Source organism: Vibrio sp. 1402, from assembly GCF_033340275.1.
Window position 1 is genome coordinate 617,275 of record NZ_JAWOWE010000002.1, and the last position, 14,125, is coordinate 631,399.

8 protein-coding genes and 2 pseudogenes are annotated in these 14,125 nt (G+C 44.3%); all 10 read left to right on the forward strand.

All coding sequences use genetic code 11. The annotated features are described in order from the left end of the window. Nucleotide 1 precedes the first annotated feature (1 nt). The 10 genes and pseudogenes from R7044_RS06170 to R7044_RS06215 all read left to right on the forward strand — a co-directional run bounded on the left by R7044_RS06170 (nt 2) and on the right by R7044_RS06215 (nt 14,061). Complete coding sequence (locus R7044_RS06170) at nt 2-2,857, forward strand: formate dehydrogenase subunit alpha (protein ID WP_005377539.1); 2,856 nt, start codon at nt 2-4, stop codon at nt 2,855-2,857. 11 nt (nt 2,858-2,868) lie between these two features. Beyond that, nucleotides 2,869-3,477 (forward strand): formate dehydrogenase FDH3 subunit beta, encoded by a 609-nt coding sequence (gene fdh3B, locus R7044_RS06175; RefSeq protein ID WP_005377536.1) that lies wholly within the window; start codon nt 2,869-2,871, stop codon nt 3,475-3,477. 14 nt (nt 3,478-3,491) lie between these two features. Beyond that, nucleotides 3,492-4,544 carry a formate dehydrogenase subunit gamma gene (locus R7044_RS06180; protein WP_005377534.1) on the forward strand — a complete coding sequence of 351 codons (1,053 nt, stop codon included), beginning with the start codon at nt 3,492-3,494 and terminating at the stop codon, nt 4,542-4,544. Continuing rightward, the gene (locus tag R7044_RS06185) at nt 4,528-4,944 is read left to right on the forward strand and encodes a membrane protein (RefSeq protein ID WP_005377532.1); all 417 of its coding nucleotides are present in this window, start codon (nt 4,528-4,530) and stop codon (nt 4,942-4,944) included. The genes R7044_RS06180 and R7044_RS06185 overlap by 17 nt, the downstream gene beginning before the upstream one ends. Nucleotides 4,945-5,367: 423 nt before the next feature. After that, on the forward strand, nt 5,368-9,765 hold the full coding sequence (locus R7044_RS06190; protein ID WP_225455419.1) for an RHS repeat-associated core domain-containing protein: 4,398 nt from the start codon (nt 5,368-5,370) through the stop codon (nt 9,763-9,765). Further along, a complete protein-coding gene (locus R7044_RS06195) occupies nt 9,758-10,660 on the forward strand; it encodes an immunity 49 family protein (protein WP_033905276.1) in 903 nt (300 codons plus the stop codon). The genes R7044_RS06190 and R7044_RS06195 overlap by 8 nt, the downstream gene beginning before the upstream one ends. Before the next feature lie 66 nt (nt 10,661-10,726). Further along, nucleotides 10,727-11,772 (forward strand): annotated as a pseudogene (locus R7044_RS06200) (type IV secretion protein Rhs); the annotation flags it as partial. After that, the gene (locus R7044_RS06205) at nt 11,762-12,664 is read left to right on the forward strand and encodes an immunity 49 family protein (RefSeq protein WP_033905278.1); all 903 of its coding nucleotides are present in this window, start codon (nt 11,762-11,764) and stop codon (nt 12,662-12,664) included. The pseudogene R7044_RS06200 and the gene R7044_RS06205, both read left to right, overlap by 11 nt. A 28-nt stretch (nt 12,665-12,692) precedes the next feature. Then, nucleotides 12,693-13,169, forward strand: a pseudogene (locus R7044_RS06210) (type IV secretion protein Rhs); the annotation flags it as partial. After that, a complete protein-coding gene (locus R7044_RS06215) occupies nt 13,162-14,061 on the forward strand; it encodes an immunity 49 family protein (protein ID WP_033905282.1) in 900 nt (299 codons plus the stop codon). The pseudogene R7044_RS06210 and the gene R7044_RS06215, both read left to right, overlap by 8 nt. Nucleotides 14,062-14,125: the final 64 nt, after the last annotated feature.

The following is a 14,125-nucleotide window of genomic DNA, read 5'->3' on the forward strand; positions in this document are numbered from 1 at the left end:
GATGAAACTTGTCAAACGCTCCGACAGTGTGAGCAAAGAAACGAACCAGCTTGGCGTATCTCGTCGTGCATTCATGAAAAACACTTCGCTTGCCGCTGGTGGTGCAGTGGTTGGTGCTAGTCTATTCGCACCGGGAATGATGAAAAAAGCGCAAGCAAAATCTGTCGATCCAGAAGCGAAAACAGAAGTAAAACGTACTATCTGTTCTCATTGTTCAGTGGGTTGTGGTATTTACGCAGAAGTTCAAAATGGTGTTTGGACGGGTCAAGAACCTGCATTCGACCACCCATTTAACGCCGGTGGTCACTGTGCAAAAGGCGCAGCACTGCGTGAACATGGTCACGGTGAGCGTCGTCTAAAATACCCAATGAAGCTTGAAAACGGGAAGTGGAAAAAGCTTTCTTGGGATCAAGCGATCGAAGAAATCGGTAACAAGGTGATGGACATCCGCAAAGAGTCCGGTCCTGATTCGGTTTACTTCTTAGGGAGCGCAAAGCACAGCAACGAACAAGCGTACTTGTTCCGAAAAATGGCATCACTTTGGGGTACGAACAACGTTGACCACCAAGCGCGTATTTGTCACTCAACAACCGTGGCGGGTGTAGCGAATACTTGGGGTTACGGTGCGATGACCAACTCTTTCAATGACATGCACAACTGTAAGTCGATGCTATTCATTGGTTCAAACCCAGCTGAAGCACACCCAGTAGCGATGCAGCACATTCTGATCGCAAAAGAGAAGAACAACTGTAAGATCGTCGTAGCGGATCCTCGTCGTACACGTACGGCAGCAAAATCGGATCACTATGTATCACTTCGTCCTGGTTCTGACGTAGCATTCATTTGGGGTGTGTTGTGGCACATCTTCGAAAACCAATGGGAAGATAAAGAGTTCATCCGTCAACGTGTATTCGGTATGGATGAGATCCGTGCTGAAGTGGCGAAATGGACGCCAGCAGAAGTTGAGCGCGTAACAGGCGTAAGCGAAGAAGACGTTTACCAAACAGCAAAACTGCTCTCTGAAAATCGCCCAGGCTGTATTGTTTGGTGTATGGGTGGTACTCAGCATACTACTGGTAACAACAACACACGTGCTTACTGTGTGCTTGAGCTAGCGCTTGGTAACATTGGTAAATCAGGCGGCGGCGCAAACATCTTCCGTGGTCACGATAACGTACAAGGCGCAACCGACCTTGGCGTACTTTCTGACACGCTACCGGGCTACTACGGCCTTTCTGAAGGCGCTTGGCGTCATTGGTCAAAAGTGTGGGAAATCGATTACGAATGGATCAAAGGTCGTTTCGATGACAACGCTTACAGCGGTCAGAAACCAATGCACAGTGCAGGTATTCCTGTATCTCGTTGGGTTGATGGTGTACTGGAAAACAAAGACAACATTCGTCAGCGCGAAAACATCCGTGCAATGTTCTACTGGGGACACGCAGTGAACTCTCAAACACGTGGTGTTGAGATGAAAAAAGCGATGCAGAAGTTGGACATGATGGTGATTGTGGACCCTTACCCAACGGTTGCTGCGGTAATGAACGACCGTACCGACGGCGTTTACCTGCTTCCTGCAACAACACAGTTTGAAACACACGGCAGCGTTACCGCATCTAACCGTTCTCTACAATGGCGTGATCAGGTGATTGAACCTTTGTTTGAATCAAAACCAGACCACGAAATCATGTACCTGCTTTCGAAGAAACTGGGCTATTCCGATCTTCTGTTCAAAAACATCCGTGTTGAAAACAACCAGCCGGTGATTGAAGACCTAACGCGTGAATTCAACAAAGGCATGTGGACGATTGGTTACACAGGCCAAAGCCCAGAGCGTTTGAAAGCGCACCAACAAAACTGGCATACGTTCCACAAAACCACATTGGAAGCGGAAGGTGGCCCTGTCAACGGTGAAACCTACGGTCTACCTTGGCCATGTTGGGGTACACCAGAAATGAAACACCCAGGCACGCACATTCTGTACGATACGTCTAAGACGGTTGCAGAAGGTGGCGGTAACTTCCGTACGCGCTTTGGTGTGGAATTTGAAGGCAAGAGCCTACTTGCTGAAGACAGCTATTCGAAGGGCTGTGAAATCAAAGACGGTTACCCAGAGTTCACTGACAAGTTGTTGAAACAACTTGGTTGGTGGGACGATCTAACTGCTGAAGAGAAAGTGGCAGCAGAGGGTAAAAACTGGAAGACTGACCTTTCTGGCGGTATTCAGCGTGTCGCGATCAAGCACGGTTGTATTCCATTTGGTAACGCGAAAGCGCGTGCGATTGTTTGGACGTTCCCAGACCGTGTGCCACTGCATCGTGAACCACTTTACACACCACGTCGTGACCTTGTAACGGATTACCCAACTTGGGAAGACAAAGATGCAATCTTCCGTGTTCCTACGTTGTATAAATCCATTCAAGAGCAAGACAAATCGGGCGAGTACCCAATCGTTCTGACTTCTGGCCGTCTGGTTGAATACGAAGGTGGTGGTGAAGAGACGCGTTCAAACCCTTGGCTTGCCGAGCTTCAACAAGAAATGTTTGTTGAAGTGAACCCGAAAGACGCGAACGATCTTGGCTTTAGAGATGGTGATGATGTTTGGGTTGAAGGTGCAGAGAAAGGACGAATCAAGGTGAAAGCGATGGTAACACGTCGTGTGAAACCTGGTTTGGCGTTCATTCCGTTCCACTTTGGCGGTAAGTTCGAAGGTGAAGACCTACGCCCTAAATACCCAGAAGGTACACAACCTTACGTTGTTGGCGAATCGGCTAACACGGCAACCACTTACGGTTACGACCCGGTTACCTTGATGCAGGAAACCAAAGTAACCCTATGTAACATTCGTAAAGCGTAAGGAGTCTGACAATGGCACGAATGAAATTTCTATGTGACACCAAACGCTGTATCGAGTGTAACGGCTGTGTTACTGCATGTAAGAACGAAAACGACGATGCGCTTGAATGGGGCATTCAACGTCGCCGCGTGGTAACACTAAACGACGGTGAAGCTGGTGAAAACTCTATCTCTGTTGCTTGTATGCACTGTACCGATGCGCCTTGTATGGCAGTTTGTCCAGCTGATTGTTTCGAACATACCGAAGACGGCATCGTTCTTCACAATAAAGATCTGTGTATCGGTTGTGGTTACTGTTTGTTTGCTTGTCCGTTTGGCGCACCTCAATTTCCTAAACAAGAGGCGTTTGGTGAACGTGGCAAAATGGATAAATGTACTTTCTGCGCGGGCGGCCCAGAAACAGAGCCTGGCTCTGAGGAAGAACGTCAAAAATACGGTGCGAACCGTATCGCAGAAGGCAAGTTACCGATGTGTGCATCGCTTTGTTCAACTAAAGCGCTGCTTGCGGGTGACGCAGAGAAAGTATCTGACATTTTCCGTCAACGTGTGGTAGAACGCGGCGCGAAAAACGCAGGTTGGACAGACGGAAACGATCTTTCTTACGATGCGACGAAAAGCTAAGTAAGGAGAGGTACATGTTAAACACGCTTAAACGTGCATCTTTAGCAATGCTGTCAATGATGACAGCATTGCTGCTGACTTTCGCAATGCCTGCTTCAGCAGAGGAACAATCTTCTAAAGTTATTCAACAGGAGATCACGCAACTCGCCGGGGCAGACTATTGGCGCGAAGTCAGAGAGGGGCAAGAAGGCTACACCACGTCTCAATCGCCAGAACATGGCGTATTGATCAGTAAACCTGGTGAGACTTGGTACATTCTAAAAGAGAAATGGATGTCTCCAGCGGGTGCTGTCGCGATTTTCGGCAGTATTGCAATGGTAATCATGGCTTACGTATTCGTTGGTCCTTTGATGCTTAGCAAGCCGCGTACTGGTAAAAAAATGAAGCGTTGGTCTCGTTTAGACCGCGCGCTTCACTGGAGTATGGCGTTTACATTCTTAACGCTGGCATTCAGTGGTTTGATGCTGGTTTACGGTAAGCACTTCTTAAAACCGTACGTTCCTACTGAGTTCTGGGGCTTTATCGTCATGTTGGCGAAGCAGTACCACAATTACATGGGACCATTGTTCTTCATTTTACTGATGCTCGTGCTCTTTAAATGGTGGCGCAAGTCGATTCCAAACATGACAGATGTTCGTTGGTTTATGAAAATGGGCGGCATGGTTGGTAAACACAAAGGCACACATCCGTCAGCTGGTTTCTCAAACGGTGGTGAGAAGGCAATCTATTGGTTGTTAATCTTCTTTGGTGCTATCGCGGCAGTGAGTGGCTTAGTTCTGGACTTTCCTATCTTTGGCCAAACTCGCCGTGACATGGAGCTTTCTAACTTAGTTCATGCGATTTCGGCGCTGATTCTAATCTGTGGCTTTATCTTCCACATCTATATTGGTCTATTCGGTATGGAAGGTGCGCTAGAAGGCATGGTGACAGGTGAAGTTGATGAAACATGGGCGAAAGAGCATCACGATCTTTGGTATGAGGAAGTGAAGTCCAAAGAAGCGATGGGTGAAACAGATACGGCACAAACGGAAGTAAAAGGAGCGAAAGCGAATGAACAAACCTCATAACGGGATTTGGGTTGCGTACATCCTGAGCTGTCTGACCCCGTTTACGTTTCTGATCTCAGGCGTTATCGCAATTATCTATGCGGGTTACCGATTAGATAAGGGAGAAGACAGCGACGTAGTGATTTCTCATTACTACGGTTTAATTCGCACCTTCTTTCTCTACCTGACGTTTTTTGTTGTGTTGATCGTCACCGTCGCGACTTCTAACGGTGTACTCGTTGGCGTGAGTGATTATTGGTTGCATAGTACTTTGCTTGAAACCATCGCTTACTTTATTCCTTGGGTAGGGATGGTGTTTGCTGCATTAGCCATCTTGGTGTGGTTTATGCGAATGTTTCAAGGGATGCAGCAACTGCTCAATAACCAACCACACAGACCATCGACAGGTCCAAACCTTTAATCAGTATTCTTTAAGCAAAACCGCCGTAATAGGCGGTTTTTTTGTTGCTGTTTTGTCTCAAATATGAAGCGTTGAGTCGCAGTGGTGATACTTGATGCAACTTATTGAGTGAATTTACGTAACTGGGCAGAAAATCATAGTTAAGTAAGAAACATGTAAAAAAATCGCGTCACGATGAGACATTAGTCTCACTCACGCTATTGTTCATTTACTCAGGATTCATCGTCCCGTTAAAGTACGCTGCGCTCAGAAATTCAAAGAGTTGCATACGTGAAAATTGCCATCAATACATTCAGTCTACGCATACAGAGGAATCTCTATCGGAGGATGTTTGATTAAGGCATCTTGCTCTCACAAATAAAAAGAGCGAAACGAGCATTAAATGATGCGGCAAGGTAAGAAAAGGACAAACACGTTACGGCTATGATCCCTCAATTCGTCATTCCTATCACGAATCGCTTTGGCGAAAGTTATCACTTCTCTGGTCAGTTACTTACTAGCGGCGAACCTAAAACATTCGTGACCAAACAAGAGGCAATAGAGTTTCTTGAGAGCTTTGGTGAGCTTGGCCTTCGCTCTGTCGAGGACTTGTTCTATGCGATTGGTCAATTCAAGCCAAACATACCTGACGGTGAGCTTACTTCCCAACACTATAATTCAACGTTTGCCAATGCTTTGGTGAACGGTGACTTGCATGTCGCTCGAATTGTACCTACCGGCGAAAACTACGCACTCTCGTCAGCGGTTACGCCTCCACCGACTCAAAATACCGTCAATACAAAACCATCGAAGGGAAAGGGGAAGTCGAATAAAAAGAGTGGCAGAAGTGCCGCATCCGCCAAGCCTCAGCAACAAAGCAGCGAAAAACATGAGAAAGCCGGTGATCCTGTATCACTTGTGACGGGTGAAGAAATTCTCGAACTCTATGATATCGAGCTACAACAAGGTACTACTTGGCAGCGTACTTACCGCTCTTCGCAGTCGGATGTAAATCATGGAATGGGCTTTGGTTGGCGACATGCATTTCAGTTTGAATTACGCGAGAAGACGGACGAGAAAGACAACGTTATCGCTTGGGAGTTTGTTGACGATAAGGCAGATATCACAGAATTTGAGCCAGTAGATATTGGAGCAACAAGTTACCAGATATACGCTGGTGCGAGCTGTTATTTCCTGAGCTCAACAACTCGGATTGTAACGCTCGCTAGTGGGCATCAATATCGGTTTGAGCAAAAAGATGATCGTTGGCTAGCTAAACAAGTTAGAAATGGCACGTTTTCAACGTTTCAATTGCAGTATTCTCGAAACCATCGATTGATCGAGATCGCATATAACAAGCGTCCGGTTCTTGAATGTCAATATGATAAGCAAGGACGCCTTGTAGAACTGCTTAATGCAAAGTCCCAAAAAGTTCTGGCAACTTATACCTATGATGAGCACGATGATTTGGTCAGTGCAACTAATCATTTGGGCCTAAAGGAACAGTATCAATACCTCGGCCATTTAATTATTAAGCGTGTACGACCAACTGGCTTTACTCATTATTTTGAATGGGATGGCGAAGGTGCAAAAGCGAAGTGCATCAGAAACGTTGGGGACGCAGGAATTTATGACTATCGCTTCCATTATCAGGGAAATCATTCTTCTTATTCTGACTCGTTAGATCATCAATGGTCTTTCTTGCATGACGAGCAGGGTAACTTACTCGAGAAAATAAGCCCCACAGGTAAAACTTGGCGATGGCAATATGATGAACTAGGACGAAAAGCACAAGCTATCTATCCTGATCAGTCAACGGTCAATTATCAATATAATCAGCATGGTCAATTAGTCTCTAAGTTTCATTCCTCTGGAAAAGAAATTCAATATGGTTATGACGGCTTAGGTAAGTTAGTTAAAACGGTTTCACCTGATGGGGATATCGAGAAGGCTTACTACAATAGCCTCGGTCAAAGAGTTTGGGATACCGATCAGTTCGGCTGTGTCACGGAATATGATTACGATAAACACGGTCAAGTCGTCAAAAAAGAGTCTGAAGATGGTAAGAAAAGTCAGTGGTGGTGGGATGAACAACAAAGACTTATCGCGAATGAAATAGACGGTACATTACTTCGTTATAGCTACAATGAAGAAGATTTAGTGAATGGCGTTGCTTATCCCGATGGGTGTATTGCTCAACTCGCTTATGATCAATTTGGCAGGCGTACATCAGTTCGTTATTTTAACGACGAAGACAAAGTCGGTTATAGCGAAGAATATTCTTACGATGAGCACAGCCGTGTTGCTCAGATTCGAACGCCAGCAGGCATTACCTCGTATCAATGGGGAGCACTCGCGCAACAAGAAGCAGTCATCTTTCCCGATGGCAGCCATATTTCTTATGAATACGATCAACAACGTAACCTGACTAAATTAGTTCGGAGTGACGGCTTAGAGTTCGAATTCCTGTATGACGATGAAGGCCAGCTGTCAGGAACTGTCGGGTTTGATAATCTACAAAGCCAATTTGATTATGATCATATGGGACGGATCCATCGTAAGCAAGTCGCCGATAGGACGGTGCTGTATCGCTATGACGCTGCGGGTTATCTCATGCACGTCAAAGCAGGAAATGGTAGCAGTATTGTAGAGAACCACTTCAATTATACGCTTGGTGGGCGACTTACTTTCGCATCCAATCGCCATCACACATTGCAATACCAATACTCTTCATTCGGGCATTTAACAAAGCGCATTCAAGGCCAGTTTGAGATAGCGCAGGAGTTTAACAGAGTTGGCCAACGCGTATCTCAGGTACTGCCAGATAATACGGAGCTGAACTTCTCTTATGATCGATATGGGCGTTTTTCAGCGATTCGATTTGGAAACCTAGATTTACCTCAAATCAAATTTCATTACGATGAAATGGGACGAGTTTCCCAAATTGAAACGGCACATTTTAATGAGCGCATCATTTATGATGGTGTTGGTCGTTTGGTCGAACAACATTGGCCTGATAGAGAGAAAAAGTACGTTTACAATGCGCAAAACCGTATTTCATCAATCATTGATAATACGGCAGGAGCAACACACTATCAGTACGATGCCTTAGGGCAACTTAAACGAGTCAATGCTTCCGGAGAAGTGACTAAGTTTGAATACGATAGTTTTGGCAATCCTACTTTGCCATCTTCAGAGGTATTCGCTGATCGTATTGAAGTACACGATGATGTACGGTTCAAATATGACGCGCAAGGAAATCAGACAAAACGTGAGGGGCAAGGACACGTTCAGACTCGCGTATTTGATGCGTTAAATCAGCTCATTGAAGTTCACACCGACGATGGCATCAGTCAATATGAATATGATGCATTAGGGCGCAGAACGAAGAAAATTACACAACAAGGCGTTACGGAGTTCCTGTGGGAAGGTGAACGTTTAATTGGTGAACGCTCTTCAGGTGCTTTCCGTTGGTACCTATATCAACCAGAAACCTACACGCCAGTGGCACTGCTAGAAAATGACGTTATTTATTGGTACCAGTGCGATCAAGTTGGTAAACCAGAGCGACTGATCGATTGCGAGGGGAATGTTGTATGGAGTGCCAGCTACGATGCTCACGGCTTTGCTCATGTACATATTGAAAATGTAGCAAATCCACTGCGTTTTCAAGGGCAGTACTTCGATCAAGAAACCAACTTACATTACAACCTCGCTCGGTATTACGATCCTAAACTAGGACGTTTTATCCAACAAGATCCGATATCTATTGCTGGTGGTATTAATCATTACCAATATGCAGTCAACCCTATCCAGTGGATTGATCCAACAGGTTTCCTTTGTGAAGAAGGGCTAAAACGCTTGGGTCAAATGTTGGCAGAGTATCAGGCGCAAAGCGATGTCCCCCAAGAGGTTTGCGATCAGATTTTAGAAGCAGCAAAAGAATCATCCGTCGGAGAAGATGGCGTTCGCTCGCAAGTCAAAATCCGAAAACCAAAAGGTAAAAATCATATCCGATATGAGTACGATTTAGACCATATTGATTGCGAGAAGAACGAGATTACTTTTTATCGCCACATTAATCATTCTGACGGAAGCAAACATGAAGTGCAGTACGTAGTCGGGATAGAAGAGTTTGTTAATGCTCACGTGTTTGATTCAGAGAAGGTCGGTGGCGATAAGACCTGCACCATCTTCACCGAGGACCTAGTGCTGAATAAAGCGGATTACAAGGATAACTCAGAATTCGAATTCAATAATAAGGATGAGGATGAGAAATACAAACTTTCTGAAGAATGCAAACAAAAGGTTGATGAGTGTTTAGCAGAACGTCAAAAGGCAATGGATGCGCGTAGCGGCGAAGAAGGGCATAACGCCCAAATTGCTAAAATTAACCAGCAGTCAGCAAAAATTGGTGAGTTGGTCGCGGATGACTTTGTTCGGAATATACGCCCTAATGCTAAGTTGATCCATCCCAAAGACCTTGCAACTTCGGGATCGAAACCAGGTGATTTCGATATGGTGTACCTCTCAGATGATCCTGAAGAAATCATCATCGTCGAGGCTAAGGGTGGCAGCAGCCCGCTCGGCAGTCGTAAAATTGGAAATATGGCATATCAGCAAGGGACAACTGAATATACAGCAGCAATTATTGGTGAGATGTCTAAGCAAGAACAAGGTACAACGGAAAAGATTGCTGCAAATCACATCAAATCCGCTATCAAAGATGATATTCCGATTCGTTATATTCATACACAAGCAGAAATATCTTCAGATGGTAAAGTCTCGAAAATTAAAGCGAAAGAATTTGATATAGACATGGGAGAATTTGGAAATGTTTGATGCCAAGGAATTAAAAAAGATTGAGCGATTGGCTCATATTAGTCTAACTCAAGCGGCAATAGATGCTTACAGAGAAGAAGTAAAAGAGAACTTAGATAAACGAAAAAGGCGCATTGCGATAAAAAGAGAAAACTTGGTTTATTTGAGTGATGATGTGTCTGAGCAAATTCGCCTGTATACATGGCTACCTCCATTAAATGATGATGAGAGAACCGGCACACTATGTCTATATGAAGCATCATTAATGCGTGCATTTTATCATCAGCTCGCCATGAGACCTGACGAGCCTCAAAGTATTCAATTACCTGGATACCCGGAAGTAACCTGGAAAGGTGAAGGTATTTTAAAAACGGGGTGTTTACACCCTAACCGATGGCTTGATGCTTATTTCACTTCGGTGATCGTGCGTGACAGGCCAAGTATGGACGTATTGGCGAGCTTTCCGGTTTCTCTGATGAAACAAAGTTCTACGAAGGCTGGTGAGCTTTCTTACATGCTGGTGGATGTGATTCAGTCATTCCACAACCGCACATCGGATTACCCCGATAAGCTAGTCGCAGCAATGGACGCTGCAGTTGCTCAGGGTGATGACTGGGCATTAGAAATCGCCATGGGCATTTTAGAAACCTTTGCCGCCCTGACAACCGATATTGATTATGACTTTGAAGAGGTACTCATTAAGAACCTGCAGTTCCAGGAGCAATATCAAATGCGCTTGGATGCTCCTAAAAAATTGATTTCAATCGAAACCTTCATCTCTTTCCCTCTGCTTGGCATGGCTTGTATGTGGTACGACAAAGGTAACTGTTTATCTGTTGAAACCGGTTGGCTTCCTCCTTATCTCGTTGAAGGGCGTTGGCTAGAAGATGTAAAAGTAGGGAAGATCACACGATAAATTATCATTTATATAGAAATTCAGTATATAAGCCACCTTTCACGAGGTGGCTTATATGTTTACCGATATTCAATCAACCCCATCCAGTGGATTGACCCAACAGGTTTTCTTTGTGAAGAAGGGCTAAAACGCTTGCAGAAAATGCTGGCTGAGTATCAGGCGCAAAACAACGTTCCCCAAGAGGTTTGCGATCAGATTTTAGAAGCAGCAAAAGAGTCATCTGTCGGAGAAGATGGCGTTCGTTCGCAAGTCAAAATCCGAAAACCCAAAGGTAAAAACAATATTCGATATGAATACGATTTAGACCATATTGATTGTGAGAGAAACGAGATTACTTTTTATCGTCATATCAATCATTCAGATGGCAGCAGACACGAAGTGCAGTATGTTGTTGGGATTGAGGAATTTGTAAATGCGCATGTTTTTGACTCAGAGAAAGTTGGCGAGGAAGAAGGTTGCACGATCTTCACTGAAGATCTTGTGCTGAATAAAGCAGAGTATAAAGAAAACTCAGAACTCAATATGAGTGATTATGAGCTAACAGAAAAAAACAAAGCAAAAATTGATGAATGCTTGAAAGAGCGTCAAGAGGCAATGGACGCTCGAACTGGCGAAGAGGGATATAATGCTCAAATTGGCAATATTAACCAACAGTCTGCAAAAATTGGTGAGTTAGCCGCGGATGACTTTGTCCGGAGTAAACGTCCTAATGCTAAGCTGCTTCATCCCAAAGATATTGGAACCTCAATTTCGAAGCCGGGCGATTTTGATATGGTTTACGAGGTGGAAGAGCCGCCACCAGGTGAAATTATAATTGTTGAGGCCAAAGGGGGTAGCAGCCCGCTGGGTAGCAGAAAAATTGGAAATATGGCATATCAGCAAGGGACAACGGAATACACTGCCGAAATCACCAACCTAATGTCTGAAAAAAGGAAGGAACGACTGAAAAATTAGCTGCCGACGAAATTCAATACGCCGCTTTATCCGGCAGAACTATTCGATATATACATACTCAAGCGAATATCCCTGAAAGTGGTAAGGCCTCAGATGTAAAACTAGAAGTGGCAGAGTTTAAAATTGATTCAAAAGGATTAAGTCAAAATGCAAAGTAAAGAATCGGTCAAATTTTTAGAGCGAAAAGCAAATCCTGAACTTGACACACAAGCCATTGTGAATCGGAAAAAATTTATAAACCGGGTTTTAGATAACAGAAAAGAAGGCCTTAAAATCAGGCGGGAAAATCTGGTCAGTCTTGGGGATTTTGCCATTGACCAGGTTCGCTGGTATACCTGGTTTCAAGCCTCTCATGAAGACGAACAAATTTGTACATTACGCCTTTATGAAACTTCTTTAATGGGAGCCTGTTATCATCAACTTGCTATGAATCCCAATGAAGAATTAACTATCAAGATCCTTGACTATCCTGAAGTAAAGTGGGGTGGTGAAAGCATTTTAAAAACGGGGTGCATAAATCCTAATAGATGGATCGATATGTATTTTATATCGACAGTTGTGCGTGACAGGCCAAGTTTAGACGCATTGGCGAACTTTCCGATTTCTTTGATGAGACAGAGCTCTACCAAATCGGGTGAGCTGTCTTATATGTTAGTAGACGTCATACAGTCGTTCCATAACCGCACATCGGATTATCCTGACAAGCTCGTCGCAGCAATGGACGCAGCGGTAGCCCAAGGGGATAACTGGGCGTTGGAAATTGCGATGGGGATCCTAGAAACCTTCGCGGCGTTCACTACCGACATTGGTTATGACTTTGAGAAAATGCTCGTTAAAAACCTACAGTTCCAAGAGAAATACCAAATGAGGCTTGATAAGCCAGAGGACTTGATTTCTATAGAAACTTTCATATCTTTCCCTCTTCTTGGCATGGCCTGTATGTGGTACGACAAAGGCAACCGTTTATCAGTTGAAACTGGTTGGCTTCCTCCCTATCTCGTCGAAGGATGTTGGCTAGAAGAAGTAAAAGCAGGGAAGATCACTCGATAAACCCCTTTAGTTAGCAATTCAGTATAATAACTTTCAAATCGCCAAGATTAATCGGCAATCTGCAGAAATTGGTGAGTTGGCCGCAGATGACGTTGTCCGGAGTAAGCGTCCTAATGCTAAGCTGCTTTATCCCAAAGATATTGGAACCTCAATTTCGAAGCCGGGCGACTTTGATATGGTTTACGATGTGGAAGAGTCTCCACCAGGTGAAATTATCATTGTTGAGGCTAAAGGGGGTAGCAGCCCGCTGGGTAGCCGTAAGCTCGGAAATATGGCATATCAGCAAGGGACCACTGAATATGCGACAGAAATAGTATCTTTGATGGACAGTAAGAAATATGGGACTACAGAAAAGGCAGCTGCTAATAGCATTAACTCTGCTATTCAAGATGGTATACCAATACGTTATGTACATACGCAAGCAGAAATATCTTCTAGTGGTAAGGTTTCCAAGTTCATAGCAAAAGAGTTTGATATAGATATAGGAGAGTTCAGAAATGGTTGATAACTCAAAGGTAAAAAAGGTTGAACGAGTAGCTCATGTTGAACTAAGTGATTTTGAAAGAGAAGCTTATCGAGAAGAGATAAAAGAGAGCTTAGACAAAAGGAAAAGGCGCATATCTATAAAACGAGAAAACTTGGTTTACTTGAGCGATGGTATTTCTTATCAACTCCGTTTGTATACATGGTTACCTCCATTAGATGATGATGAGAGAATCGGCACACTATGTCTATATGAAGCATCATTAATGCGTGCCTTTTATCATCAGCTCGCCATGAGACCTGACGAGCCTCAAAGTATTCAATTACCTGGATACCCGGAAGTAATCTGGAAAGGTGAAGGTATTTTAAAAACGGGGTGTTTACACCCTAACCGATGGCTTGATGCTTATTTCACTTCGGTGATTGTGCGTGACAAACCCAGTATGGACCTGTTGGCGAACTTTCCGATTTCTCTAATGAAGCAAAGCGCCACTAAGGAAGGTGAGCTTTCTTACATGTTAGTGGATGTCATTCAGTCATTCCACAACCGCACATCGGATTACCCTGATAAGCTGGTTGCAGCAATGGACGCAGCGGTAGCTCAAGGGGATAACTGGGCGTTGGAAATTGCGATGGGGCTCCTAGAAACCTTCGCAGCGCTCACTACTGACATTGGTTATGATTTTGAGGAAGTGCTCGTTAAAAACCTACAGTTTCAAGAGAAATATCATCTTAGAGAATTAGGACCAGATAGGATAGGCATCCGAACTTTTATTAACTTCCCTCTGCTTGGCATGGCTTGTATGTGGTACGACAAAGGCAACCGTTTATCTATTGAAACCGGTTGGCTTCCTCCTTATCTCGTCGAGGGGCGTTGGCTAGAAGAAGTAAAAGCAGGGAAGATCACTCGATAAATTATCATTTAGTTAGAAATTCAGTATATAAGCCACCTTTCACGAGGTGGCTTATATGTTTACC